Origin of the sequence: Streptomyces sp. NPDC002265 (genome assembly GCF_040296125.1) — a bacterium.
In the GTDB taxonomy this organism is placed as follows: Bacteria; Actinomycetota; Actinomycetes; order Streptomycetales; family Streptomycetaceae; genus Streptomyces.
Genome location: NZ_JBEOWS010000127.1, coordinates 1 through 23,780, shown reverse-complemented (window position 1 = coordinate 23,780; position 23,780 = coordinate 1). Strand labels below are relative to the sequence as shown.

Sequence of the window (23,780 nt, the reverse complement as noted above, 5' to 3'; positions counted from 1 at the left end):
CGTCGCCCGCTACTACCTCACCGGCGAGCGCTTCGACGCCGCCGAGGCGGTCAGGACCGGGCTGCTGACCGTGGCGGACTCGCCGCGCAGCCGGTCGGTCTCCTCGCCGGCCTCGCGGCGGATCCGTACGGCCTCCTCGCGGGCCTCGGTCAGCGCCTGCTCGGCCGACGCGATGCGCTCCTCGGCCTCGGTGTGCAGCCGGGCCAGCCCGTCGGCCGCCTCGGCCTGCCGGGCCGCTATGGCGCGCTCGGTGTCCTCGAGCAGTCCGGCCGCGGCCCGCTCGGCGTCGGCCTTGATGCCCTCGGCCTGCTCGGTGGCCTCGTCGCGCTGCTCCTCGGCCTCCTTGCGGGTGCGCTCCAGGGTCTCCTCGGCCTGCCGGCGCAGCGCGGTGGCGCGCTCGATGGCCTCGGTGCGGACCTTCTCGCTGTCCGTCGTGGCGCTCTGGCGCAGCTCGTCCGCGTCCGCCTTCGCCTTGCCGAGCAGTTCCTCGGCGGTCTTGGCCGCCTCCTCGATCTGCTGGACGGCCTCCCGCCGGGCCTCGGCGCGGATCTTCTCGCCCTCGCCGACCGCCTCGGAGCGCAGATGCTCGGCCTCGCCGCGCAGCCGTCGCGCCTCCTCCTGGAGCTCGACGGTCTTGGCGCGGTACTCCTTGGTGTCGTCCTTCGCCGTGCCCTTGAGCTGCTCGGCGATGTCGTGCGCCTCGGCGCGCAGCCGGTCGGCCTCGGTCTCCGCCTCGGTGCGGATCCGCTCGGCCTCCTCGGTGGCGGCCCGGGTGGTGTTGCGCGCCTCCTCCTCCGCCCGGTTGAGGACGTCCTCGGCGGTGCGCGCGGCCTTGCCCAGCTGGGAGGCGGTCTCCTCGGCGGTGGCGCTGCGGGCCTTCTCGGCGGCCTCGGCGAGGACCTTCTCGGCCTCCGCGCGGGCGTCCGCGACGATCTGGTCGGCGCTCGACTTGGTGGCCTCGGCCTCCTTGGTGGCCTCGCTGACCAGCCGGGCGACCTGCTCCTTGGCGGTCCGGGTGCGCTGCTCGTTGGTGGACTCGGCCGTGGTGAGCGCCTTGGCGGCGGCCTCCTTGGCCTCGGCGAGCACCTTCTCGGCCTCGGCGCGGGCCTCGCGCAGGGCCGTGTCGGCCTCGGCGATGCGCTGCTCGGCGGCACGGCTCAGCTCGGTGGCCTGGCGGCGGGCGGTGTCGGACTCGTTCGCCGTGGAGGTGCGCAGCGCCTCGGCGTGGTCGGTGGCCTCCTGGGCCTGGGTGGAGGCGGCGTTCAGCAGGCGCTCGGCGTCGGTGCGGGCACGGCGCAGCAGCTGGTCGGCCTCGGCACGGGCCGCGTCGGCCTCGGCCTGGAGCCGCTGCCTGGTCTCCGCGGTGACCCGCTCGGCCTCCGCGCGGGCGGCGGCCATGGCCTGGTCGACCTCGCCGCGGGAGTCGTCGAGGAGACGCCGGGCCTGCGACTCGCTGCGGGCGCGCAGCTGCTCCGCCCACGCCACGTTCTCGTTGACGTGCGACTCGACGGTCTGCCGGCGCTCCGCCAGCTCCTGGTCGAGCTGCTGACGCCGGGTGACGGCCTCCTGGTGCAGCTCGGCCTGAAGCCGGGCCGCCTGCTCGGCGTGCTCCTGGAGGAGGCGCTGGGTCTGCGCCCGCGCCTGGCTGATCTCGCGCTCGGCCTCCTGGCGCAGCTGGTCCGCCTGCATCTGCGCGTTGCGCAGCATCTGCTCGGCCTGGTACCCGATATCGCCGCCGTCGAAGGCGGGCCGGGACATGATGGTGCGACGCGCCTCGTGCAACTTGGCGCGCAGCACCTCGACCTGGTAGCCGAGGTCCTCGGCATGCTGGATCGCCTTTTCCCGCTCGGTCTTCAGCCGCTTCATCTCGGCTTCGAATCGAGAGAGGTGGTCGACGTCAGCCGCCGGCTCTCGCTCCTGGCTCTCGTAGCCCCGCACTGCGCGGTCCCATCCGTCCCCTGGTCGCAAGCTTCTCCAACGAGCTCCGTCCATCCGCCGAACGGGGCCCCCGGGGAATGGTGTCAGATCAACGACGGAGCATGGGCTGCTGCCCCGACGCTCGTCCCCCGAAACCCGGACCCCGGAATGCGGTCGCCCTGGTGTGAGCGACGACCGCCCCCAACCCTACCGGCCCATATGTACGAGGGTCAGTGCTCAGGTGACTCAACCGCCGCCGAAGTGACCAGTTCTGTCAGTACACCGTGGCAGTCCTTGGGGTGCAGGAAGGTGATTCGCGACCCCATGGAGCCGCGTCGTGGCTCCTCGTACAGGACGCGTACGCCCTTGTCCTTGATGTCGGCCGCGTCCGCGTCCACGTCCGCCGTACCGAAAGCGATGTGATGGACACCCTCGCCGTTCTTGTCGAGCCACTTCGCGACCGTGGAATCCGGACGGGTGGGCTCCAGGAGCTGGAGGTACGAGGCGCCGCCGTCGGACGTATCGTTGATCTTGAGCATGGCCTCGCGCACGCCCTGTTCCTCGTTGACCTCGGAGTGGAACACCTCGAAGCCGTACGTCGCACGGTAGAACTCGACGGTCTTGTCGAGGTCGAAACAGGCGATCCCGATGTGGTCGATTCGCGTCAGCATGTTGTCAGTGCAGCGCTTCGGAAGTGGTTACGCAACGTGCGCGCGATCACACCGACAGCCGGATGACGGGTGGACTACCGCTCAGTACATTCGAGTAAACCCTCGTTCACTCCTCGGCTGTGCAAGCCGGTAAGGGGATCGCAGCTCATGTCTTCTGGAACGAACAGCTCGGTGATCGTCGCGGGGGCGCGTACGCCCATGGGACGACTGCTTGGCTCGCTGAAGTCCTTCTCGGGCGCCGACCTCGGCGGCTTCGCGATCAAGGCCGCCCTCGACCGTGCGGGCATCGGCGGCGACCAGGTGCAGTACGTCATCATGGGGCAGGTGCTCCAGGCCGGGGCAGGGCAGATCCCGGCCCGCCAGGCCGCCGTCAAGGCCGGCATCCCGATGAACGTGCCGGCGCTGACGATCAACAAGGTGTGCCTGTCCGGCCTCGACGCGATCGCGCTGGCCGACCAGCTGATCCGCGCGGGCGAGTTCGACATCGTCGTGGCGGGCGGCCAGGAGTCCATGACCAACGCCCCCCACCTGCTGCCGAAGTCCCGCGAGGGCTACAAGTACGGCGCGGTGGAGATGCTCGACGCGATGGCGTACGACGGTCTGACCGACGCCTTCGAGAACATCGCCATGGGCGAGTCCACCGAGAAGCACAACACCCGCCTGGGCATCGCCCGTCCGGAGCAGGACGAGATCGCCGCGCTGTCCCACCAGCGCGCGGCCGCCGCGCAGAAGAACGGCATCTTCGAGGCCGAGATCACCCCGGTGGAGATCCCGCAGCGCAAGGGCGAGCCGGTCGTCTTCAGCAAGGACGAGGGCATCCGCGGCGACACCACCGCCGAGTCGCTGGGCAAGCTGCGTCCGGCGTTCACCCGGGACGGCACGATCACCGCCGGTTCCTCCTCGCAGATCTCCGACGGCGCGGCCGCCGTGGTCGTGATGAGCAAGGCCAAGGCGCAGGAGCTGGGCCTGGAGTGGATCGCGGAGATCGGTGCCCACGGCAATGTGGCCGGCCCGGACAACTCCCTCCAGTCGCAGCCGTCGAACGCGATCCTGCACGCCCTGAAGAAGGAGGGCCTGGAGGTCTCCGACCTCGATCTGATCGAGATCAACGAGGCCTTCGCCGCCGTCGCGGTGCAGTCAATGAAGGACCTCGGGGTGTCCACGGAAAAGGTGAACGTCAACGGCGGCGCCATCGCCCTGGGCCACCCGATCGGCATGTCCGGCGCCCGGCTGGTGCTGCACCTGGCGCTGGAGCTGAAGCGCCGCGGCGGCGGGGTCGGCGCGGCCGCGCTGTGCGGTGGCGGCGGCCAGGGCGACGCCCTGATCGTGCGGGTGGCCAAGGCCTGAGCCCCGCTGTACGACCTCTCGCGAACGGAGCTGTGATGCAGGACGTCTCCTCTCTGGTGACCCAGGCCAGGGAAGGCCGGCCGCGGGCCGTGGCCCGGCTGATCTCCCTGGTGGAGGGGGCGTCCCCGCAGCTGAGGGAGGTCATGGCGGCGCTGGCCCCGCTCACCGGCAACGCCTACGTGGTCGGGCTGACCGGCTCTCCGGGCGTCGGCAAGTCGACGTCCACCTCGGCGCTGGTCACCGCGTACCGCAAGCAGGGCAAACGGGTCGGCGTGCTGGCCGTCGACCCCTCCTCGCCGTTCTCCGGCGGGGCCCTGCTGGGCGACCGGGTGCGGATGTCGGACCACTCCTCCGACCCCGGCGTCTACATCCGCTCCATGGCGACCCGCGGCCATCTGGGCGGGCTCGCCTGGTCCGCGCCGCAGGCGATCCGGGTCCTGGACGCGGCCGGCTGCGACGTGGTCCTGGTGGAGACGGTCGGCGTCGGCCAGTCGGAGGTGGAGATCGCCTCCCAGGCGGACACCTCGGTCGTCCTGCTGGCCCCGGGGATGGGCGACGGCATCCAGGCCGCCAAGGCCGGGATCCTGGAGATCGGCGACGTCTACGTCGTCAACAAGGCGGACCGGGACGGCGTCGACGCCACCGCGCGCGAGCTGAACCACATGCTCGGCCTCGGCGAGTCCCGCAGGCCCGGCGACTGGCGCCCCCCGATCGTCAAGACGGTCGCCGCCCGCGCCGAGGGGATCGACGAGGTCGTCGAGGCACTCGACAAGCACCGGGCCTGGATGGAGGAGCGGGGCGTCCTGACCGAACGCCGGCGGGCCCGCGCCGCCCGCGAGGTCGAGACGATCGCCGTCACGGCGCTGCGCGAGCGGATCGCCGACCTGCACGGCGACCGCCGCCTGAGTGCGCTGGCGGAGCGGATCGTGGCGGGCGAACTGGACCCGTACCGTGCGGCGGACGAACTGGTGGCGGGCCTGACCCAAAACTGACACGGCCGGCCGCGAGGTCCCCGGGCGGGGCCTGCGCGGGGCCGCCGCCGGGCCGCGGCGACGCGTGCCTGTCCGCCGGCCCCGGCCGCCCGCCTGTTCGCCCCGCCGTGGCGACGGCGCCCTCGTGGGGCGCGCAGGCGGGCGGAGCCCGGTCGGGGCGTCCGCCCGCCGCCGCTCGCGCGGCGTCGGGGCGTCCGCCCGCCGCCGCTCGCGCGGGGCGTGCCGTCAGAGGCGGCCGCGCTGCCCGCGAAGGTGCTGGGCGATGGGCTTGAGGGCCTTGTCGAGCTCCGCCAGGGCCTCGGGCGAGACGAGGTCGATGAAGTGGTTCCGCACCGACGCCACATGGTGGGGCGCGACCTTCTGCATGGTCTCCAAGCCGTGCTCGGTGAGCACCGCGTACAGTCCGCGACGGTCGGACTCGCAGTTCTCCCGGCGGACGAGGTCGGCGTTCTCCATACGGGTGATCTGGTGGGAGAGCCTGCTCTTGGACTGGAGCGTGGCGGAGGCGAGATCGCTCATTCGCATCCTGACGTCCTCCGACTCGGAGAGATTCACCAGGATCTCGTAGTCGTTCATTGTCAGGCCGAACGGCTGGAGGTCCTTTTCGAGCTGGTAACTCAACAGCCTGTTGACCTCCAGGTGGGTGCGCCAGGCGCACTGCTCCGCATCGGTCAGCCAGCGCGTGGCCGTTTCGGTCTCCATGAATGAAGTCTACCTAAAAGGTTGAAAGGCGAACTAGTGAGGGTGGTGTGACGGTGCGCACGCGTTCGATGTCACACTCCGCAGACTACCGCTCACAGCCCGAAGCGACGCTGGAGGTCTCCCAGCTGTCCGGGAAGGCGCGGTGCCCCGGACGGCTGCCCCTGACCACCGTGGACGCCGCCGCCGGGCACGCCCGCCGCGTGCGGAACCGCCCCCGTGGCCTGCTCGGCCATGAGTGTCTCGGTCGACTGGAGCAGCACTGTGCCGGCGCCGACGAACTCGAACTGATGCTCCTCCCCGGAGGCCCCGCCCAGGCCCGTCATCGCACGTAGACCGCCCATCACGCCGGTCATGTACGCATGGTCGTAGTGATGGCACGGCGAGGGGCAGTCCGCCCAGCCGACGAGCGCCTGCGGGTCCACCCGGATCGGAGGCTCCATGAACACCACCGGCCCGTTAGATGCGGCCACAAACTTGCCGGTTCCGATAAGGGTCAGAAAACCCGGCACGATCGACTGCTTGAGCGCGAGACTTGGCTGAAAAGCGAGCAGATTGCCCGAGCGAATGGTCAGGTTGCCGTCGTCGAGGTCGTACGAATTCACATCGAAGGCCCGGTCGGCGAGGAGCATCTTGCCCGAGCCCTCCGCCACGACCCACTCGGCCGCGTGCAGAGGCGAATGAAACGACGTGCGGACAAGCCGGTCCAAACGGCCGTGCCCGACGCCGTTGAAGTCGATCGACCCGTAGTAGGCGATCATCTTCCCCTTCTGCAGGAACCACTGGCTCCCCTTGAGCTCCACGCAGAAGGTGTAGGCGTTGACGTTGTCGTCGACGGGCAGCGTCATCGGGTCGTGCACCACCGGACCGCCCGCCGTCACGTACCCGCTCACAGCTTCTCCTCCGACGCCTGGACGTAGACCGTGCCGCTGCCGCTCAGCTCCAGCTGGAACGCCTCCCCGGAGCCGCGGCCCACCATGTCGCGCCAGCCCAGCGCCGTGGACAGCTTGTTGCGCACGTCGCCGTGATGGGCGACATACGCCTGCGGGTCGACGTGCACCGGCCGCTGCGGGGTGATCGGGAGCTCGAAGACCCCGCCGTGCGCCATCACCGCCACCGCGCCGTGCCCCTTGAGCGTGGTCGTGAACAGCCCCTGGCCGGTGACCTGACCGCGGACCATGCCCATGACGCCGCCCTGCGCGCCCATGAACATCGTGCCCTGCTGGAGCGTGCCCTCGAAGGCGAGCAGGCGGTCCGCCTCGACGTACAGCGTGTCGCCGGTGAGGTGGACGACCTGGACGTGGTGGCCGCCGTGCCCGAACAGGACCGTGCCGCTGCCCTCGACGGACATCAGCGGGGTGGCCTCGCCCGCGACCCGGCGCCCGATCATCGACCTGATCCCGCCCTGGCCGCCCTGGATGTTGGGGGTGAAGGACACCTCGCCCCGGTAGGCGAGCATCGCGCCGCGCTGACTGAACAGCCGCTGCCCCGGGGCGACGGTCGCCTCGACCATCTTGGAGTTGATCTCACGGAAGGCCATCTCAGAGATCCCCCGCCACCGTGTTCCGCTCGCTCGGCTGCACGTACACCAGTCCGTCCCCCTCGAAGCGGATCTGGAAGGCCTCGCCGCCGCCCTCCCCGAGAAAAGTGCGGAACGTCACACCGGACTGGAAGGACTGCCGGACGTTCCCCTGGTGCGCGATGTACGCGCCCGGGTCGACGGTCAGCGGGTACTGCGGGCTGACCCGGAGCACCACCGCGGGTCCGTCCGAGGTGATCGCCGCCTGGCCGTGCCCCTCGACGGTCGTCGTGAACAGCCCGTTGCCCTGCGCGGCGCCGCGCAGCCCGGTGAACGTGGTGCCGGTGCGCAGCCCGGCGTCCGTCGCGAGCAGGTTGCTCGACTCCACGTACAGCTTGTCCCCCTGGAGGCGGACGAGGTTGATCTCGCTCGCGCGGTCCGCGAACCAGCACGTCCCCTGGCCTCTGACCTCCATCACCGTCATCTGCTCGCCGGTGAGCCGCCGGGTCACCATCCCCCGCAGCCCCTCGCCGCCGCCACTGAGCTTCTTGAAGGCCATCTGCCCGTCGTACGCGACCATCGAGCCGTTCTTCGCCTTCACGGCATCCCCGGTCATGTCGACGGCGAGCACCTTGCTGCCCTGCATTCGGAACATCGCCACGCTGCGAAGGTAGCCGCCGTCCGCTCGCCCGGACAGGTCCCCGGGGTGGAGAACGCCCCTGAATGCACCCCTAGGGGAAGTGCGGCCCCCCTCCCGGACGGCGCCGGACCGTTTGTCACAATGGGCGGACGCTTGTGCGCGCGTTCACAAACCGTGACCTCCTCGTCTCCCACCGAAGGTGCCCCGTGGACCTCAAAACCGCCACCGCCCTCCGCCGCCTCCGTCTGGTCTCAGCCCCCGAGGCCATCTCCTTCCTGCTGCTGCTCGTCTGCTCGGTGCTCAAGCGGACCACCGACTTCAACGCGGTGCCCGTGATGGGAGCGGTCCACGGCGTCCTGTTCATCCTCTACGTGATCTTCTGGGCGGACGCCTGGAACCGCGCCAAGTGGCCGCTGGGCACCGCCGCGCTCTACTTCGTCCTGTCGGTCCTGCCGACCGGCGGCTTCTTCGCCGAGCGCCGGCTGCGCCGCGAGGCCGAGGACGCGGTCATCGCCTCCCGGGCCCGCAAGGAAGGAGTGGTGAACGCATGATCGTCGCCTTTTCCGTCACCCCGCTCGGGGTCGGCGAGGAAGTCGGGGAGTACGTCGCCGACGCCGTCCGGGTGGTCCGCGCGTCCGGACTGCCCCACCGCACCGACGCCATGTTCACCTCGATCGAGGGCGAGTGGGACGAGGTGATGGACGTCGTCCGCCGCGCCGTCGCCGCCGTCGAGGAGCGGGCGCCGCGGGTGTCCCTGGTCCTCAAGGCGGACATACGGCCCGGGGTGACGGACGGACTGACCTCGAAGGTGGAGACGGTGGAGCGCCACCTTTCCGCTTAGCACGCGATACGCGGCACGCGGCACGCGACACGGAACACAGACCCGGGAAAGCCCCGGCCCCCGACGGCCGGGGCTTTTCCGTGCCCGTGGCACGCAAGGGGTTTCACGGACCCTCGGCCGTCCTCGCCGACACCGCCTTTCGGGTTCGGGATTGCGCCGTCCGTGCTCCAAACGCGGTAAAAGAGGTGGGTGAACCTGGCGGGTCGGAAATGCGGACCATAGCTTCGACCCATGAAAAGAAAGCACATCGGATACCTCGGCTGCACCGCGCTGGTGATCGCATCGGGACTGGCCGGTATTCCCACGGCCGATGCCGCTTCGCGGGTCCATGTGGTACGTCCGGGGGATTCGATCCAGAGGGCGGTCGACGTCGCGAGGTCGGGTGACGTCATCTACATCAGGCCCGGCACCTATCGCGAGAGCGTCCGCATCACGAAGTCCCACCTCGTCCTGCGTGGCTCGGGTGCGCTGACCGTGCTGAAGCCGGCCTTGAACAAGAAGAGGGCGGCCAACAGCTGCGCGGCCGCCGGCAACGGCATCTGCGTGGAGGGCACCGCCGCCAGGCCCGTCGTCGACACCCGTATCCGGGGGCTCGTGCTGACCGGCTTCAAGAAGAACGGGCTGTGGGCCTCCGGTACCGACAGGCTGTCCGTGCGCCATGTGACCTCGCAGAGGAACGGCAACTGGGGCTTCGCCGAGGAGCTCTCGGTCCGCAGCCTGTTCGCGCACAACGTCGCCCGCAAGAACGGCGAGTCGGGCCTCTTCCTCTCCAACACGGTCCGCACCGAGGCGGGCGCCATCGACACGCACGGCACCGTCGTCCGCAACAACCGGCTGACCGGCAACCGCATCGGCATCACGGTCCGGCGGCTGCGCAACGTCACGGTCAAGAACAACGACGTCGACCGCAACTGCGGCGGCATGTTCGTGGTCGGCGACGAGAACAAGCCGCGCACCGGCAACATCCTCGTGCGCAGGAACTACGTCCACGACAACAACGCGTACTGCCCGAAGACCGCCCGGCTGCCCTTCATCCAGGGCGCCGGAATCGTCCTCACCGGAATCGAGAAGTCGGTCGTCGAGCGCAACGAGATCCACCACAACGTGGGGAAGTCCCCGTTCTCCGGCGGAGTGGTCCTTTTCAAGAGTGTCGTGGGCGCGCCGAACCAGAACAACGTCATCCGGCGCAATGTGCTGCACGGTAATTCGACGGCCGACCTGGCCAACCGGGACACCGGAAAGGGAAACAAGTTCGCCCACAACACGTGCCGGCGCTCACTGCCCGCCGGAATGTGCTGACCGGACCACCCGTGCCCTTGCCGCCCCCAGCGAACCAAGCGAATCGAGACGGTACATGACCACTGTGAGTCCCGCCCCCGCGCAGACTCCGGCCACCGTGGCAGAACCCGCCACGGCCCCGCAGCAGCCCGCCCCGGCCATGCGGCTGAGGGAGCTCGTCTTCGGCGCCGCCTGCGCCGCGGCCGTGCGGGCGGCGGCCAGGCTCGGCGTCGCCGACGCCCTCGGCGAGCAGCCCGCGAGCGCGGAGCAGCTCGCGGCCCAGCTCGGCGTCGAGCCCCGGCCGCTGCTGCGCCTGCTGCGCGCCCTGTCCTGCTACGGCGTCTTCGCGCAGAACGAGGACGGACGGTTCGTCCACACCAGCATGTCCCGGCTGCTGCGCGAGGACGACCCGCACAGCCTCCGGTACATCTCCCTGTGGTGCACCGAGCCCTGGACCTGGGACGCCTGGCCGCTGCTCGACGAGGCGGTGCGCTCGGGCGGCAGCGTCTTCCACGAGCTCTACGGAAAGGGGTTCTTCGACTACCTGCACGAGGACGCGCAGGACTCCGCGCACGTCTTCAACCAGGCCATGACGACCTCCAGCGAGCAGTCGGCGCGGGACGTCGCCGAGCTGCTCGACCTCACCGGCGTGACGACGGTCGCCGACATCGGCGGCGGCCAGGGGCACGTGCTGGCCAGCCTGCTGGAGAAGCACCCGGACGTCCGCGGCACCCTGCTCGACCTGCCGAGAGTGGTGGAGAAGGCGGACGCCCGGCTGCGGGTGGGCGGCGCCCTCGCCGAGCGGGCCCGGATCGTCGGCGGGGACTGCCGTGAGGACATCCCGGTCGAGGCCGACCTGTACATCATCAAGAACATCCTGGAATGGGACGACGACAGCACCCGCAGGACGCTGCGCAATGTGATGGCCAAGGCTCGTCCCGGGACCCGGGTCGTCATCATCGAGAACCTCGTCGACGACACCCCGTCGATGAAGTTCACCACCTCCATGGACCTGCTGCTGCTCCTCAACGTCGGGGGAGCCAAGCACACCAAGGAGAGCCTGGTCGCCCGCATGACGGAGGCCGGGCTGACCGTCGCTGAGATCCAGCCGGTCAATGCGTATCTGCACGCGTTCGAGTGCGTCGTACCCGCCTGATCCCGACGTGACAAGGGTCCGCCCCCGGTCGATGCCGGGGGCGGACCCTTGTCACGCCGGACGCGTCAGGAGCGGCCGTCGCGCTCCCAGCGGTAGAACTCGTGGGCCATCGCGTCCTTCGGGCCGCGCCAGGTCGCCGGGTCGTACGCGCTCACGTACGCGGTGAGCCGGTCGCTGATCTCCTTGAAGGCCGGGTGGCCGGCCACCTTCGCGATCGCGGGGCCGAGCGGGCGCTCGCCCTGCACGAGGTGCATGTACACGTCGTCGAACTGGAACAGGGTGCGGCGCGTGACGCCGATGAGGTGCGGCAGTTCGCCGTCGTCGGACTCCGCGAACACCTTCGCGATGTCCGGGGCCGAGCCCGGCGCCATCCGGGCCACGATCAGTGTCTGGTGCATGAGGGGGCGTTCCTCTCGGGGGCGGCGAGCCGGGCGGACCGTCCGGACGGACGGTCCGCGGGCCGACAGGTGAGGACGAGGGGCCGGTCAGCCGTGGGTGACGGAGGCGGGCGCGCGCCGGCGGGCGCGCTGCTCGACCTTGTCCCGGATGAGCTGGAGCTGGACGACCGAGTTGCGGTTGATGTTCTCGGTCATCCAGGCGTCGTCCACGGGCGCGTCGGGCTTCATCTCGAAGTCCTGCGTCCAGTGCATCCGGGTACCGGCCGGGGTCTCCTCGTACACCCACTTGATGTTCATGTAGGCGAACGGACCGGTCTCCACCCGGCGGGCCTTGACCATGAGCCGCTTCCGGTCGGGCTCACGCTCCGACACCCAGCTCCAGACCTTGCCGTTGTCGTCCGGGTGCATGGTGAGGCGGAAGGTGGTCTTGCCGTTCTCCCGGGACAGGACCTCGACGGAGGCGTACTCGCTGAACAGCTCCGTCCAGTTCTCGATGTCGTTGGTCATGTCCCAGACGAGATCCAGGGGAGCGGCGATGGTGATCTCGTTCTCGGTGTGTCCTGCCATGTCAGGCTCCTGCCACTACGTTGCTGTTGACGAGGTCGAGGAATTCGCGCGGGGTCCGGCAGCGCTCCGCGTCGGGCGGCAGCACCATGGCGTGGTTGTTCTCCAGCTCGCCGACGATGCCGAGCAGGCCGAGCGAGTCCAGCCCGAACTCGTCGAAGCCGGCGTCGAGCCGCAGCTCCAGTTCGTCGGCGACCACCGTGACGCCGGCCGCCTTCTTCATCAGCGCGGCCAGTTCCCGTGCGGTCAGTTGGTCGTCCATCTGTCTCTCCTTCTTCTCAGAGGGCATGGGCGCCGTGCCGCAGCACGAGGGCCGCGTTGGAGCCCATGAGTCCCCGGCTGACGACCAGGGCGGTGCGCAGCTGTGCGGGACGCGCCCGCCCGGTCACCAGGTCGAGGTCGTGGCAGGGGTCGTAGACGTTCGGCGTGGGCGGTACGAGTCCGTGTTCCATGGCCAGCACCGCCGCCGCGACGTCCAGCACCGGCGCCCCGCAGTACGCCCGGCCGATCCCGGTCTTGGGCGCCGTCACCGGCACCCGCCGGCCGTGCGCGCCCAGGGCGTCGGCGATGGCCAGCGCCTCGGCACGGTCGGCCTCCGGTGTCCCGAAGGCGTCCGCGAACACGACGTCGACCTCCTCCGGGGCGCACCGGGCCTCGTCGAGCGCGACCCGGATCGCCTGGGCCAGCCCCTCCCGGGACCGCTCCCAGAGGGACGCGCCGGTGAAGGTCGCCCCGTGCCCGGCGATGAACGCCCGGACGGTGGCCTCCCGCTCCCGCGCCGCCCCCTCGTCCTCGACCACGATCATCGCGCCGCCCTCGGCGGGCACGAACCCGCAGGCGGCGGCGGTGAAGGGCCGGTAGGCGTGAGTCGGGTCGTCGCTGGTGCTGAGGTCGTCGTAGCCGAGCTGGCAGACCATCGAGTACGGCGCCAGCGGGGCCTCGGCGGCCCCGGTCACGACGACGCCGGTGCCCCGGCGCACCGCGCGGGCCGCGTGTGCCAGCGCGTCCAGGCCACCGGCCTCGTCGCTGGCCACCACGCCGCACGGTCCCTTGAACCCGCCGCGGATGGACACCTGGCCGGTGCTCGCCGCGTAGAACCAGGCGATGGACTGGTAAGGGCCCACGAACCGGGGGCCCTGGCCCCACAGCCGCTGGAGTTCCCGCTGGCCGAACTCGCCGCCGCCGGAGCCCGCGGCCGTGACCACGCCGACCGCGAACGGATCCCGGTCGGTGTCGGCGCGGCCCAGCCGGGCGTCCGCCAGGGCGCCGTCGGCCGCGGCCATCGCGAAGTGGGTGAACCGGTCCGTCTGGACGAGGAACCGCTCCTCGATCAGTTCCGAGGGATCGAAGCCGCGGACCTCGCCCGCGATCCGCAGGGGCAGGTGGTCGCATCCTTCGCGGGTCACCCGGTCCAGGACGCTGACGCCCTCCTGGGTTGCCTTCCAGAAGGTCTCGGTGCTCAGCCCGTTGGGGGCGACGACGCCTATGCCGGTGACGGCGGCGCGCCGGGCTCGCTGTGACGTCATCGGGTCCTCCCGTCGGGCCGGGTGAGAATCACCGCGGACTGGAAGCCGCCGAAGCCGCTGCCGACGGACAGCACGTTGCGCAGCTTCGCCTTGCGCGCGGTGCGCGGCACGTAGTCGAGGTCGCACTCGGGGTCCGGGGTCGTGTAGTTCGCCGTCGGCGGCACGACCTGGTGGACCAGGGCCAGCACACAGGCCAGCACCTCGATCGCCCCGATGGCGCCCAGCGAGTGGCCCACCATCGACTTGATCGAGCTCATCGGCGTCCGGTAGGCGTGATCGCCCAGCGACCGCTTCACCGCGGCCGTCTCGTGCCGGTCGTTCTGCTGCGTACCGGAACCGTGGGCGTTGACGTAGTCGATGTCCGAGCCGTCCAGCCGGGCGTGGGCGAGCGCGTCGTCGATGGCGCGCGCCATCTCCAGGCCCTCCCGGGTGAGACCGGTCATGTGGTAGGCGTTGCCGAAGGTGGCGTAGCCGCCGATCTCGCAGTACACGCGGGCCCCGCGGGCGCGGGCGTGTTCGAGTTCCTCCAGGACGAGGACGGCTCCGCCCTCACCCATGACGAACCCGTTGCGGTCCTTGTCGAACGGCCGGGACGCGTGCTCGGGGTCGTCGTTGTTCGGAGAGGTCGCCTTGATGGCGTCGAAGCACGCCATCGTGATCGGGGAGATCGGCGAGTCCGAGGCGCCGGCTATGCAGACGTCGACCCGGCCCTCCTGTACGGCGTGGAAGGCGTAGCCGATCGCGTCGAGACCGGAGGTGCAGCCCGTGGAGACGGTCTGCACCGGACCGTGCGCCCCGAACTGCTCGGCGACCTCGGAGGCGAGGGCGCTCGGGGAGAAGGCGCGGTGCAGATGAGGAGCCGCCCGGCGGTGGTCGACGTCCCAGCGCCGGCCCTTCTCGCTGACCGCCACGTAGTCGTTCTCCAGGCGCGTGGTGCCACCCACGGCGGTGCCCAGGGACACCCCCATCCGCCAGGGATCCTCCTTCTCCGGGTCGAGTCCCGCGTCGCCGACCGCCTCCCGGGCGGCCACCATGGCGAACTGGACATAGCGGTCGGCGCGTTCGGTCGTCGCCGCGTCGATTCCGTGGGCGGCCGGGTGGAAGTCGACCTCGGCCGCGATACGCGAACGCAGACCCGCCGGGTCGAAGAGCGTGATGCCCCTCGTCGCGGTGCGGCCGTTCGCCAGGAGGTCCCAGAACGCCGGTACGCCCACGCCGCCCGGGGCCACGATGCCGACGCCGGTGACCGCCACGCGCCGGGTCATGACACCGCCTCGACTCGCTCGGGTGTCAGGTGCATGCAGGCTCCTTCCGTCTCCTCGGTCACCTCGGTGTCGACGTGGCCGAGCTTGGGGCGCGGCGCCAGCGGGCCCAGATGGAAGACCATCCGGGCCTCCACGCTGCCCACGTTGCGGAAGCGGTGGCGCATGTTGATCGGGATCAGCAGTCCCTGGTCGGCCCGGATCGGGAAGGTCTCGCCGTCCAGGTCGACTTCGAGCTGACCGCTCACGACGTACACGAACTCCTCGGAGTACGGGTGGTAGTGCTCGCCGATGCGGTCGCCGGGCTGGACGATGGCGAGCCCCATGAAGCCGGACTTGGCGCCGACCGCGGTGGGCGTGAGCATCGCGCGCAGGTCACCTCCGCGCCGGGTGTTGGGCTCGGTCTCGCTCAGGTCCACGATGCGTGGGCGGGGCGTGGTCATGTGTTTCCTCCGGTTGGTGGGTACAGCCGGCCCGTCGGCCGGTGCCGACGGAGCCTGCGTGTCCGGCCGCTGACCGGGCCGGACCCGCCGTCAGGCGTCCGACGAGGTGCGGTCGGTGACGAGCTTCATGTCGGACCGCTCGATGAACCGGGCCAGGTCCTGCTCGGTGACCGGCGCGCCGTCGACGCCGAGCGCGTCGCCGTCGAGCAGCCGGTTCAGGACCGCTCCGTTGCGGCCGCCCGTGAGACCGAGGGTCAGGACGGGGTCGTGCGCGAGGTCGCCCCGTACGTCGACCAGCCGTACGACGATGTCGTCGCGCTGGAAGATCGTGCTGCAGTGCACGGGGTTCGCCGGGTCGTCGGCCGCCGCCTCGTCCTCACGGGCGAGCAGCCGGGCCAGGGCCATACCGGAGCCCTGCTTGGCCGGGTAGAACAGCGCGTGCCGCTTGACGTCCTGGGGCTGTCCGGCGCCGACCGCCACGTGGTGCACCGCGGGCAGCGCCGCCCGGGTGAAGAAGAGCCGGGCCGACCCCGGGTCGCTGAGGTCCCGGTCCTGCTCCAGATAGGGGTTGATGGCCTCCTCGACCGCCCGGACCTCGGGCTGGCGGGACACATGGCGCAGCGCGGCCATCAGGTCGCCCTCCACCTCGATGGCCCGCACGACCCGGTTGCCGTGCATGAACAGCGAGGTGCGCCGCAGCCGGGTGTTCTCGTCGACCTGCGCCCGCGGCGAGGAGTAGCCGGCGAGCAGATCGGCGACGATCCGCTCGCTGCCCGGCTTCACGGTGAAAGTGAGGGCGTGGCGTACCACGCCGTCGCCCACCCGGGCCGTAGCCTGGAAGCGGCCCTTCTCCGACTCGGGCAGCGCCGGGGCGGCGTTGCTCGTCTCGCGCAGCACGCTGAAGCGCAGCGAGCGGGTGTCGCGCACGCAGCTGTGCAGCGGCTGCACCGTCTCGACGTGCTCCTCGCTGTTGACCCAGGCGAGGAACGGCGGCGCGCTCTCCCACTCACTGGTGATCAGCCACTGCGAGGGGTTCTCGATCGACTGGCACAGCTGGTCGCTGATGTGGCCGGGGACGGAGGCCACCTGGTTGCGCATCTGCTCGTAGGCTTCCAGGAACTGCTTCTGGGCGCCGTCGTGAAGGTCCAGCAGCAGGATGACCCGCAGCCGGGAGCCGTCGAAGGCGGACTGCGACACCCGCTCCGAGATCCGCTGCGGGGCCCGGCGCGAGACACGGTCCGACACGCGGTCGGACACACGTTCCGATACACGTTCCGAGATTGACATCCAGCACACATCTCCTCAGTGACTTCCGGGGCGCTCCCGGTGCCGGGAGCGGCGAACGGCCCGGACCCCGATCGTGGTTCGGTCCGCAGGGCGGCGCGACTCGCGTGAACCACGTGGGTGACCACCCGGGCGAAGCGGGTGACGTACGGGGTGACCAGTCGGGTGAATGAGGCGAGCGAACCCCTCCCGCCGGGGCATGGAAGCCCTGTAGCCGGGGGTCCATGGAAGCCCTGTAGCCGGGGTCCGCTGCTGGAGGCATTGATGACCGAAGAAGTCGAGCATCACGTACCCGTACTCGTCGTGGGCGGGTCCCTCGTGGGACTGTCCGCCTCACTGTTCCTGGGCCGACTCGGCATCCCGCACCTGGTCGTCGAGAAGCACGCGGGCACCTCCAGACACCCTCGCGGCCGCGGCAACAACGTGCGCACGATGGAACTGTTCAGGGTCGCCGGGGCCGAGCAGCAGATCCGCGAGGCCGCCTCGACCCTGGCCGACAACCACGGCATCCTCCAGGCCCCCTCCCTGACCGGCGGCGCGGGCGAGTGGCTGTTCAAGGAGATCGACCCGGGCGGCGGCCTGGCCCGCTTCAGCCCGAGCGGCTGGTGCCTGTGCAGCCAGAACGACCTGGAACCGGTGCTGCTCAAGTGCGCCCGCGAACTGGGCGGCGACATCCGGTTCTCCACCGAGCTGATCTCCGTCGAGCAGGACGGCGAGGGGATCACCGCGGTCGTGAAGAACCGGGACAGCGGGCAGCACACCACCGTGCGCGCCGAGTACCTCGTCGCGGCCGACGGCCCGCGCAGCCCCGTCCGGGAGGGGCTGGGCATCGGCCAGACGGGTCCGGGCGACCTGTTCCACAACGTGAGCGTCACCTTCGACTCCCTCAAACTCGCGGACGCGGTCGGCGACCGGCGCTTCATCTGCTGCTACCTGACCGCCCCGGACGCGGACGGCGCGCTGCTGCCGGTGGACAACGTGGAGAAGTGGGTCTTCCACGCGCCCTGGCACCCCGAGCGCGGCGAGACGCTGGAGGACTTCACCGAGGAGCGCTGCATCGCCCACATCCGCCGGGCCGTCGGCGTCCCGGACCTGGACGTGCGGATCACCGGCAAGGCGCCCTGGCACGCGGCGCAGCGGGTCGCCGAGCGCTACTCGGCCGGCCGGATCTTCCTCGCCGGGGACTCCGCCCACGAGATGTCACCGACCGGCGCGTTCGGCTCCAACACCGGTATCCAGGACGCGCACAACCTCGCCTGGAAGCTCGCCGCCGTGCTCAACGGCTGGGCGGGACCCGGCCTGCTGGAGTCCTACGAGGCGGAGCGCAAGCCGGTGGCCCTGGCCACCAGCGCGCGGGCGGCGGCCCGTTCGGTGGAGCACAGCCACCCGGGCTACGCCCCCGCCCCCGGTGCGGGCGGCGCGGGCGGCGCCCGCCAGGGCGGCGTGCTGAAGGTGGCCCTGGGCTACCGCTACCCCCGCGGCGCCGTGGTCGGCACCGACCCCGAGGGCCCGGTGGTGCCCGACGAGATGGCGATGAACGGCGAGCCCGGCAGCCGCGCCCCGCACATGTGGCTGCTGCGCTCCGGCGTGCGCACCTCCACCGTCGACCTGTACGAGACCTCGTTCGTGCTGCTCAGCGGCGCCGAGGACACGGCCTGGCACACGGCGGCGCAGCGGGTCGCCGAACGGCTCGCGGTACGCCTGGAGTCGTACCGCGTGGGCCGGGGCCCGCTCGCGGACCTCGCCCCCCAGGACGGCACGGACTGGTCCGTGCTGCACGGCACGACACCGCGGGGCGCGGTGCTGGTCCGGCCCGACGGATATGTGGCCTGGCGGTCGCAGGACGCGGTGGCCTACCCGGAGAAGACCCTGTACGACCTTCTGGCCGGCCTGCTCGACCTGGTCTGAGCACCTGGTCCGAGCGCCACGGCACGGCCGCTCGACCACGGCACGGCCGCTCGACCACGGCACGGCCGCTCGACCACGGCACGGCCGCTCGACCACGGCACGGGCGCGGACGAGCGGGCGCGGGCTCGGGCGGAGGCGCGTGGGCGGAGGTGAGGGGCCCCGCGGGTGATCAGCCGCCCGAGGCGAGGGCGATTCCCAGGGGTGTCCGCTCGTACAGCACCTGGTGGCCGTAACGTCGCGCGGTCAGCAGGCCCGCGTCGCGCAGCGCGGTCAGATGCGCGGACACCGACGACGGCGCGAGCCCCAGCCTGGGCGCGAGGGCCGAGGTACTGGCGGGCTCGTCCAGTGCCGTCAGCACGGCGGCCCGGCCGCGGCCCAGCAGCCGGACCAGCGCGTCGGGCAGCCGGTCGGCCGGCTCGGCCCACAGCCCGCCGATGCCCCGCGCCGGGTAGACCAGCGTCGGCTGCCAGGGCGGCTCGAAGCCGCTGATGACGTCCGGCCAGCTGAACACGCTCGGCATCAGCACCAGCCCCTGCCCGCCGAGGTGCCGCTCGTACTCGATGTGCGTCTCGACGGTCAGCGTCCCGGCGTGCCAGCCGCAGCGCCGGTTGACCTCCGGCAGCAGCCCGCCCAGGCCGACCTCGGCCAGCCGGCGCGAGTGGAAGGCGATGTCCGCCTCCAGCAGCGCCCGCAGCCGGGGCCAGTCCGGCGCCAGCAGGGTGTGCCAGACCTCCTCCAGCGCGTCGGACAGTTCCCGGATCATGCGGGCCGGGTCCGCCAGCCAGGCCCGGCCGCGCGGCGAGTCGAGCGCGCCCGGGGTGTCCGCGAGGGAGCGGGCGGTGTCCGCGCGGGCCGCCTCGGGATCGGCGGCGCGGACCGCGGCGATCTCCTCCTCGAAACCGGCCGCCGGGCCGATCGGCGGCGCGCCCAGCCAGTCGGGGGAGTGGCCGCGGCGCGGCATCACCAGCCACAGCCCGCTCAGGTCGAGCGTTTCGGCCGCCGCGCGGATCCGGCGCAGCCAGTGCGCGTGGTAGCCGTGCCGGTCGGACCGCTTGAGGGTGCGCACCGCCTCCTGCGTCTCCCACAGCGGCGAGAGCGCGAACCGGCAGCGCAGGAAGTCGTCCTCCCCGAAGTGCAGCCGCATCGGCACGACCCCACCACCTCTTCCCGTCCGGCCTTCGATTCGGTCTGAGCCGAAACTCTACGGCCGTCCGCGCGCCGGACCGCACCCTGCTGCCATGCCGGAAGAACCCCAGACCACGACGACACCGCCGGAGACCCCCGGGCCCGCCGCGCCCGAGCCGACCGCCGCCCCCGCGCCCACGGGATACGCCCGGGTCTTCGCGGTCCGCGAGTTCCGCGCCGTCTTCGCCGCCCACCTGCTGTCCATGCTCGGCGTGGTCGTCGCCGAGATCGCGCTGTCCGTCCTGGTCTACGACCTGACCGGCTCCCCCTTGCTGAGCGCACTGGCCTTCGCGCTCGGCTTCCTGCCCTACCTGATCGGCGGCACCCTGCTCGCCGGGGTCGCCGACCGCCACCCGGCCCGCCGTGTGCTGGTGGTGTGCGACCTCGTCTGCGCCGGATGCGTGGCGCTGATGGTGACGCCGGGCGCGCCCATCGCCGTACTGCTGGCCCTGCGCTGTGTGCTCGCCGTCGTCTCACCGGTGTTCTCCGGGACCCGGATGGCCACCCTCGCCGACATCCTCGGCGACGGCGACCTGTTCGTCCTAGGCCGCTCCCTGCTGCGGATCGTCGCGCAGAGCGCGCTGCTCGTCGGCTACGGGCTGGGCGGCCTGCTGCTCACCGTCGTCTCCCCGCGCCACGCGCTGCTGGTCACCGTCGGCACCTTCCTCGCCTCGGCGGCCCTGCTGCGGCTGGGCACCCGGCGCCGCCCGGCCCGCGTCCGCGGCACCGGCGCGCTGGTGGGGGACTCCCTGCGCGGGGCCCGGCAGGTGCTCGCCGACCGCCGGGTACGGGTCCTGCTGCTGCTGTCCTGGGTGCCGCCGATGTTCTCCGTGGCGCCGGAGGCCCTGGCCGCGCCGTACGCCGACGGCCTCGGTGCCGGCTCCACCGGCCTCGGCCTGCTGATGTGCGCCCTGCCGGTCGGCACGATCGCCGGGGAGCTGTTCGCGGGCGCCCGGCTGCGGCCCGCCACCCGCGAGCGCGTCGCGCTGCCGCTGGTCTGCCTCACCCTGCTGCCCTACCTCGGCTACGCCCTCCACCCCGGCCTGGCGCTCTCCCTGCTGCTGCTCCTCGTCGCGGGCGCGGGCTCCGCGTACACGCTCGGCGTCGACCAGTGGCTGGCGCGGGACGTGCCGGAGGAACTGCGCGGCCGGGCGATGACCCTGCTGACCGCAGGACTGATGACGCTCCAGGGCCTGGGCATGGCGCTGGCCGGTGCGGCGGCCGAGGTGGCGGGTGTGCGGGCGGCCGTCGCGGGGGCCGGGGCGCTGGGCGCGGTGTGCTGCACGCTGCTCGCCGTACAGGCCCGCCGGACCGAAAGGCGAGACAGGGCTGACCGCGATATGACCGACGGGTAATGTCTGACGACGTGCCGAAGCCCCTCAGCCTTCCCTTCGATCCCATCGCCCGCGCCGACGAACTGTGGAAGCAGCGGTGGGGAAGTGTGCCGTCGATGGCCGCGATCACCTCGATCATGCGCGCGCACCAGATCCTGCTCGCCGAGGTCGACGCGGTCGTCAAGCCCTACGAGCTGACGTTCGCGCGCTACGAGGCGCTGGTGCTGCTCAACTTCTCCAAGGCGGGTGAGCTGCCGATGTCGAAGATCGGCGAGCGGCTCATGGTGCATCCGACGTCGGTGACGAACACGGTGGACCGGCTGGTGCGCTCCGGCCTGGTGGACAAGCGCCCCAACCCCAACGACGGCCGCGGCACCCTCGCCACCATCACCGCCAAGGGCCGCGAGGTGGTCGAGGCGGCCACCCGCGACCTGATGGCGATGGACTTCGGGCTCGGGGTGTACGACGCCGAGGAGTGCGCGGAGATCTTCGCGCTGCTGCGCCCCCTGCGGGTCGCCGCGAACGACTTCGACGACCGCTGACCCGCCCGGTAACCCACCCGGCGGCCCCGGCGTGGCCCCAGCGTGGCCCCGGACAAGATCTCCCGGAACGGACGGTTACGCTCGTCGGCATGAAGAAAAGCGTGCTGACGCGCTACCGCGTCCTGGCCTATGTCACCGGCGTGCTGCTCGTCCTGCTGTGCCTCGCCATGATCGCCAAGTACGGCCTCGACGTCGACGGTGCCGCGGACGTCACCCGGGTCGTCGCGATCGCGCACGGCTGGCTGTACGTCGTCTACCTGGTCTTCGCCTTCGACCTCGGCTCCAAGGCGAAGTGGCCGGTCGGCAAGCAGCTGTGGGTGCTGCTGGCCGGGACCATCCCCACGGCCGCCTTCTTCGTGGAGCGCAGGATCAGCCGCGAGCTGGAGCCGACGGTCGCGGAGGGTTCCCCCGCCGTCGCCAAGGCGTAACCGGTACCGCCGTACGGGTGTCCGTGCGGCGGTTCTCCGTCGACGCTTACTAGGACGTCCTAGTAAATTTGCAGGTATGGACGCCGACGCGATCGAGGAGGGCCGCCGACGCTGGCAGGCCCGGTACGACGCCGCACGCAAGCGGGACGCCGACTTCACCACGCTCTCGGGCGACCCGGTGGAGCCGGCGTACGGCCCCCGGCCCGGGGACCACTACGGGGGTTTCGAGCGGATCGGCTGGCCCGGGGAGTACCCCTTCACCCGCGGGCTGTACCCGACCGGCTACCGGGGGCGGACCTGGACCATCCGGCAGTTCGCCGGGTTCGGCAACGCCGAGCAGACCAACGAGCGCTACAAGATGATCCTCGCCCACGGCGGGGGCGGGCTCTCCGTCGCCTTCGACATGCCGACCCTGATGGGCCGCGACTCCGACGACCCGCGCTCGCTGGGCGAGGTCGGGCACTGCGGGGTCGCCGTCGACTCCGCCGCCGACATGGAGGTCCTGTTCCGGGACATCCCGCTGGGCGAGGTCACCACGTCGATGACGATCAGCGGTCCGGCCGTCCCGGTGTTCTGCATGTACCTGGTCGCGGCCGAGCGGCAGGGCGTGGACCCGGCCGTCCTCAACGGCACGCTCCAGACGGACATCTTCAAGGAGTACATCGCCCAGAAGGAGTGGCTCTTCCGGCCCGAGCCGCATCTGCGCCTGATCGGCGACCTGATGGAGCACTGCGCGGACGCCATCCCCGCCTACAAGCCGCTGTCCGTCTCCGGCTACCACATCCGCGAGGCTGGTTCGACGGCCGCGCAGGAGCTGGCGTACACGCTGGCCGACGGCTTCGGATACGTGGAGCTCGGGCTGAGCCGCGGGCTCGACGTGGACGTCTTCGCCCCCGGTCTGTCCTTCTTCTTCGACGCGCACGTCGATTTCTTCGAGGAGATCGCCAAGTTCCGCGCGGCCCGCCGGATCTGGGCGCGCTGGCTGCGGGACGTGTACGGCGCGAGGTCCGAGAAGGCGCAGTGGCTGCGCTTCCACACCCAGACCGCGGGTGTATCGCTGACCGCGCAGCAGCCGTACAACAACGTGGTGCGTACGGCGGTGGAGGCGCTGGCGGCGGTGCTGGGCGGCACCAACTCGCTGCACACCAACGCCCTGGACGAGACCCTCGCGCTGCCCTCCGCGCAGGCGGCGGAGATCGCGCTGCGCACCCAGCAGGTGCTCATGGAGGAGACCGGCGTCGCCAACGTGGCCGACCCGCTGGGCGGTTCCTGGTACGTGGAGCAGCTCACCGACCGGATCGAGGCGGACGCCGAGAAGATCTTCGAGCAGATCAAGGAGCGGGGGCTGCGGGCGCACCCCGACGGGCGGCACCCCATCGGGCCGGTCACCTCCGGGATCCTGCGCGGGATCGAGGACGGGTGGTTCACCGGGGAGATCGCGGAGGCGGCCTTCCGCTACCAGCAGTCCCTGGAGAAGGGCGAGAAGCGGGTCGTCGGCGTCAATGTGCACACCGGCTCCGTCACCGGCGACCTGGAGATCCTGCGGGTCGGCCACGAGGTGGAGCGCGAGCAGGTGCGTACCCTCGCCGGCCGCAGGGCGGCCCGGGACGACGCGGCCGTGCGGGCGGCGCTGCAGGCGATGCTCGCCGCCGCACGCGACGGCTCGAACATGATCGGTCCGATGCTGGACGCGGTACGGGCGGAGGCGAGCCTGGGGGAGATCTGCGGGGTGCTGCGGGACGAGTGGGGGGTGTACACGGAGCCCGCGGGCTTCTGACGCCCCGTCGGGCACCGGGCCCCGGCGCCGGGGCCCGGTGCCCGGGTGCGCGTTCAGACGGGCTGCTGC

Annotated in this window: 24 protein-coding genes and 2 pseudogenes; 12 read left to right on the top strand and 14 right to left on the bottom strand. The window is 71.5% G+C overall.

All coding sequences use genetic code 11. The features are described from left to right. Positions 1 to 77 (top strand): annotated as a pseudogene (locus ABT085_RS22455) (enoyl-CoA hydratase); the annotation flags it as partial. Here ABT085_RS22455 and scy read toward each other — a convergent pair. Together scy and mce are read right to left on the bottom strand one after the other, a co-directional pair. After that, positions 73 to 1,938: pseudogene (scy, locus tag ABT085_RS22450) on the bottom strand (polarized growth protein Scy); the annotation flags it as partial. The pseudogenes ABT085_RS22455 and scy overlap by 5 nt on opposite strands. A 209-nt stretch (positions 1,939 to 2,147) precedes the next feature. After that, the gene (gene mce, locus ABT085_RS22445) at positions 2,148 to 2,588 is read right to left on the bottom strand and encodes a methylmalonyl-CoA epimerase (RefSeq protein ID WP_351610591.1); all 441 of its coding nucleotides are present in this window, start codon (positions 2,586 to 2,588) and stop codon (positions 2,148 to 2,150) included. 147 nt (positions 2,589 to 2,735) lie between these two features. Between mce and ABT085_RS22440 the strand changes: the two genes are divergently transcribed. Continuing rightward, positions 2,736 to 3,935, top strand: coding sequence for an acetyl-CoA C-acetyltransferase (locus ABT085_RS22440; RefSeq protein ID WP_351610589.1), 1,200 nt, complete (start codon positions 2,736 to 2,738; stop codon positions 3,933 to 3,935). Positions 3,936 to 3,970: 35 nt separating this feature from the next. Then, entirely contained in the window at positions 3,971 to 4,927 is a 957-nt protein-coding gene (gene meaB / locus ABT085_RS22435) for a methylmalonyl Co-A mutase-associated GTPase MeaB (protein WP_351610586.1), read from the top strand. Positions 4,928 to 5,152: 225 nt separating this feature from the next. Here meaB and ABT085_RS22430 read toward each other — a convergent pair whose 3' ends face one another. From ABT085_RS22430 to ABT085_RS22415, 4 genes are all read right to left on the bottom strand, one after another. Beyond that, positions 5,153 to 5,629 carry a MarR family winged helix-turn-helix transcriptional regulator gene (locus ABT085_RS22430; RefSeq protein WP_351610584.1) on the bottom strand — a complete coding sequence of 159 codons (477 nt, stop codon included), beginning with the start codon at positions 5,627 to 5,629 and terminating at the stop codon, positions 5,153 to 5,155. A 92-nt stretch (positions 5,630 to 5,721) separates the two neighbouring features. Next, complete coding sequence (locus ABT085_RS22425) at positions 5,722 to 6,474, bottom strand: AIM24 family protein (RefSeq protein ID WP_351610600.1); 753 nt, start codon at positions 6,472 to 6,474, stop codon at positions 5,722 to 5,724. Positions 6,475 to 6,515: 41 nt separating this feature from the next. Beyond that, a complete protein-coding gene (locus tag ABT085_RS22420) occupies positions 6,516 to 7,166 on the bottom strand; it encodes an AIM24 family protein (RefSeq protein WP_351610581.1) in 651 nt (216 codons plus the stop codon). 1 nt (position 7,167) lies between these two features. Beyond that, on the bottom strand, positions 7,168 to 7,800 hold the full coding sequence (locus ABT085_RS22415; protein WP_351610595.1) for an AIM24 family protein: 633 nt from the start codon (positions 7,798 to 7,800) through the stop codon (positions 7,168 to 7,170). 191 nt (positions 7,801 to 7,991) lie between these two features. Here ABT085_RS22415 and ABT085_RS22410 point away from each other — a divergent pair, with 191 nt between their 5' ends. The 4 genes from ABT085_RS22410 to ABT085_RS22395 all read left to right on the top strand — a co-directional run bounded on the left by ABT085_RS22410 (position 7,992) and on the right by ABT085_RS22395 (position 11,060). Then, on the top strand, positions 7,992 to 8,336 hold the full coding sequence (locus ABT085_RS22410; RefSeq protein WP_351610579.1) for a DUF3817 domain-containing protein: 345 nt from the start codon (positions 7,992 to 7,994) through the stop codon (positions 8,334 to 8,336). After that, positions 8,333 to 8,626: an MTH1187 family thiamine-binding protein gene (locus ABT085_RS22405; RefSeq protein WP_351610576.1), complete on the top strand. Its 294-nt coding sequence runs from the start codon at positions 8,333 to 8,335 to the stop codon at positions 8,624 to 8,626. The genes ABT085_RS22410 and ABT085_RS22405 overlap by 4 nt, the downstream gene beginning before the upstream one ends. 231 nt (positions 8,627 to 8,857) lie before the next feature. Further along, on the top strand, positions 8,858 to 9,925 hold the full coding sequence (locus tag ABT085_RS22400; RefSeq protein ID WP_351610570.1) for a right-handed parallel beta-helix repeat-containing protein: 1,068 nt from the start codon (positions 8,858 to 8,860) through the stop codon (positions 9,923 to 9,925). Between the two features lie 55 nt (positions 9,926 to 9,980). Further along, complete coding sequence (locus tag ABT085_RS22395; RefSeq protein ID WP_351610567.1) at positions 9,981 to 11,060, top strand: methyltransferase; 1,080 nt, start codon at positions 9,981 to 9,983, stop codon at positions 11,058 to 11,060. Between the two features lie 65 nt (positions 11,061 to 11,125). Here the strand turns inward: ABT085_RS22395 and ABT085_RS22390 are convergent, their stop codons facing one another. The 7 genes from ABT085_RS22390 to ABT085_RS22360 all read right to left on the bottom strand — a co-directional run bounded on the left by ABT085_RS22390 (position 11,126) and on the right by ABT085_RS22360 (position 16,498). Next, positions 11,126 to 11,458, bottom strand: coding sequence for a TcmI family type II polyketide cyclase (locus ABT085_RS22390; protein ID WP_351610564.1), 333 nt, complete (start codon positions 11,456 to 11,458; stop codon positions 11,126 to 11,128). Between the two features lie 87 nt (positions 11,459 to 11,545). After that, complete coding sequence (locus ABT085_RS22385; RefSeq protein ID WP_351610561.1) at positions 11,546 to 12,025, bottom strand: SRPBCC family protein; 480 nt, start codon at positions 12,023 to 12,025, stop codon at positions 11,546 to 11,548. Position 12,026: 1 nt separating this feature from the next. Continuing rightward, positions 12,027 to 12,284, bottom strand: coding sequence for an acyl carrier protein (locus ABT085_RS22380; RefSeq protein ID WP_351610558.1), 258 nt, complete (start codon positions 12,282 to 12,284; stop codon positions 12,027 to 12,029). A 16-nt stretch (positions 12,285 to 12,300) separates the two neighbouring features. Then, positions 12,301 to 13,548 carry a ketosynthase chain-length factor gene (locus tag ABT085_RS22375; RefSeq protein ID WP_351610556.1) on the bottom strand — a complete coding sequence of 416 codons (1,248 nt, stop codon included), beginning with the start codon at positions 13,546 to 13,548 and terminating at the stop codon, positions 12,301 to 12,303. Then, entirely contained in the window at positions 13,545 to 14,813 is a 1,269-nt protein-coding gene (locus ABT085_RS22370; protein ID WP_351610553.1) for a beta-ketoacyl-[acyl-carrier-protein] synthase family protein, read from the bottom strand. Before ABT085_RS22370 ends, ABT085_RS22375 begins: the two co-directional genes overlap by 4 nt. Beyond that, positions 14,810 to 15,253, bottom strand: coding sequence for a cupin domain-containing protein (locus ABT085_RS22365; protein WP_351610550.1), 444 nt, complete (start codon positions 15,251 to 15,253; stop codon positions 14,810 to 14,812). The genes ABT085_RS22370 and ABT085_RS22365 overlap by 4 nt, the downstream gene beginning before the upstream one ends. A gap of 90 nt (positions 15,254 to 15,343) precedes the next feature. Further along, complete coding sequence (locus tag ABT085_RS22360) at positions 15,344 to 16,498, bottom strand: SchA/CurD-like domain-containing protein (protein ID WP_351610547.1); 1,155 nt, start codon at positions 16,496 to 16,498, stop codon at positions 15,344 to 15,346. A gap of 303 nt (positions 16,499 to 16,801) precedes the next feature. On the opposite strand from ABT085_RS22360, the gene ABT085_RS22355 reads away from it, so the two are divergent. Next, positions 16,802 to 18,445: an FAD-dependent oxidoreductase gene (locus ABT085_RS22355; RefSeq protein WP_351610545.1), complete on the top strand. Its 1,644-nt coding sequence runs from the start codon at positions 16,802 to 16,804 to the stop codon at positions 18,443 to 18,445. A 169-nt stretch (positions 18,446 to 18,614) separates the two neighbouring features. On the opposite strand, the gene ABT085_RS22350 is transcribed toward ABT085_RS22355, so the two are convergent. Beyond that, the gene (locus ABT085_RS22350) at positions 18,615 to 19,595 is read right to left on the bottom strand and encodes an ArsR/SmtB family transcription factor (protein ID WP_351610542.1); all 981 of its coding nucleotides are present in this window, start codon (positions 19,593 to 19,595) and stop codon (positions 18,615 to 18,617) included. Positions 19,596 to 19,683: 88 nt separating this feature from the next. Here ABT085_RS22350 and ABT085_RS22345 point away from each other — a divergent pair, with 88 nt between their 5' ends. The 4 genes from ABT085_RS22345 (at position 19,684) to icmA (ending at position 23,711) form a co-directional block, all read left to right on the top strand. Continuing rightward, positions 19,684 to 20,985 (top strand): MFS transporter, encoded by a 1,302-nt coding sequence (locus tag ABT085_RS22345; RefSeq protein WP_351610539.1) that lies wholly within the window; start codon positions 19,684 to 19,686, stop codon positions 20,983 to 20,985. A gap of 11 nt (positions 20,986 to 20,996) precedes the next feature. Then, positions 20,997 to 21,506: a MarR family winged helix-turn-helix transcriptional regulator gene (locus ABT085_RS22340; RefSeq protein ID WP_351610536.1), complete on the top strand. Its 510-nt coding sequence runs from the start codon at positions 20,997 to 20,999 to the stop codon at positions 21,504 to 21,506. 89 nt (positions 21,507 to 21,595) lie between these two features. Next, on the top strand, positions 21,596 to 21,934 hold the full coding sequence (locus ABT085_RS22335) for a DUF3817 domain-containing protein (RefSeq protein WP_351610533.1): 339 nt from the start codon (positions 21,596 to 21,598) through the stop codon (positions 21,932 to 21,934). Positions 21,935 to 22,010: 76 nt separating this feature from the next. Continuing rightward, complete coding sequence (gene icmA / locus ABT085_RS22330; RefSeq protein ID WP_351610531.1) at positions 22,011 to 23,711, top strand: coenzyme B12-dependent isobutyryl-CoA mutase large subunit; 1,701 nt, start codon at positions 22,011 to 22,013, stop codon at positions 23,709 to 23,711. Positions 23,712 to 23,780: the final 69 nt, after the last annotated feature.

What these genes read in the sequence shown, in the direction of transcription:
- mce (WP_351610591.1), bottom strand. Translation starts at nt 2,588, where the DNA reads ATGCTGACGCGAATCGACCACATCGGGATCGCCTGTTTCGACCTCGAC.
- ABT085_RS22440 (WP_351610589.1), top strand. Translation starts at nt 2,736, where the DNA reads ATGTCTTCTGGAACGAACAGCTCGGTGATCGTCGCGGGGGCGCGTACG.
- meaB (WP_351610586.1), top strand. Translation starts at nt 3,971, where the DNA reads ATGCAGGACGTCTCCTCTCTGGTGACCCAGGCCAGGGAAGGCCGGCCG.
- ABT085_RS22430 (WP_351610584.1), bottom strand. Translation starts at nt 5,629, where the DNA reads ATGGAGACCGAAACGGCCACGCGCTGGCTGACCGATGCGGAGCAGTGC.
- ABT085_RS22425 (WP_351610600.1), bottom strand. Translation starts at nt 6,474, where the DNA reads ATGACGCTGCCCGTCGACGACAACGTCAACGCCTACACCTTCTGCGTG.
- ABT085_RS22420 (WP_351610581.1), bottom strand. Translation starts at nt 7,166, where the DNA reads ATGGCCTTCCGTGAGATCAACTCCAAGATGGTCGAGGCGACCGTCGCC.
- ABT085_RS22415 (WP_351610595.1), bottom strand. Translation starts at nt 7,800, where the DNA reads ATGTTCCGAATGCAGGGCAGCAAGGTGCTCGCCGTCGACATGACCGGG.
- ABT085_RS22405 (WP_351610576.1), top strand. Translation starts at nt 8,333, where the DNA reads ATGATCGTCGCCTTTTCCGTCACCCCGCTCGGGGTCGGCGAGGAAGTC.
- ABT085_RS22400 (WP_351610570.1), top strand. Translation starts at nt 8,858, where the DNA reads ATGAAAAGAAAGCACATCGGATACCTCGGCTGCACCGCGCTGGTGATC.
- ABT085_RS22395 (WP_351610567.1), top strand. Translation starts at nt 9,981, where the DNA reads ATGACCACTGTGAGTCCCGCCCCCGCGCAGACTCCGGCCACCGTGGCA.
- ABT085_RS22390 (WP_351610564.1), bottom strand. Translation starts at nt 11,458, where the DNA reads ATGCACCAGACACTGATCGTGGCCCGGATGGCGCCGGGCTCGGCCCCG.
- ABT085_RS22385 (WP_351610561.1), bottom strand. Translation starts at nt 12,025, where the DNA reads ATGGCAGGACACACCGAGAACGAGATCACCATCGCCGCTCCCCTGGAT.
- ABT085_RS22380 (WP_351610558.1), bottom strand. Translation starts at nt 12,284, where the DNA reads ATGGACGACCAACTGACCGCACGGGAACTGGCCGCGCTGATGAAGAAG.
- ABT085_RS22375 (WP_351610556.1), bottom strand. Translation starts at nt 13,548, where the DNA reads ATGACGTCACAGCGAGCCCGGCGCGCCGCCGTCACCGGCATAGGCGTC.
- ABT085_RS22370 (WP_351610553.1), bottom strand. Translation starts at nt 14,813, where the DNA reads ATGACCCGGCGCGTGGCGGTCACCGGCGTCGGCATCGTGGCCCCGGGC.
- ABT085_RS22365 (WP_351610550.1), bottom strand. Translation starts at nt 15,253, where the DNA reads ATGACCACGCCCCGCCCACGCATCGTGGACCTGAGCGAGACCGAGCCC.
- ABT085_RS22355 (WP_351610545.1), top strand. Translation starts at nt 16,802, where the DNA reads ATGACCGAAGAAGTCGAGCATCACGTACCCGTACTCGTCGTGGGCGGG.
- ABT085_RS22345 (WP_351610539.1), top strand. Translation starts at nt 19,684, where the DNA reads ATGCCGGAAGAACCCCAGACCACGACGACACCGCCGGAGACCCCCGGG.
- ABT085_RS22335 (WP_351610533.1), top strand. Translation starts at nt 21,596, where the DNA reads ATGAAGAAAAGCGTGCTGACGCGCTACCGCGTCCTGGCCTATGTCACC.
- icmA (WP_351610531.1), top strand. Translation starts at nt 22,011, where the DNA reads ATGGACGCCGACGCGATCGAGGAGGGCCGCCGACGCTGGCAGGCCCGG.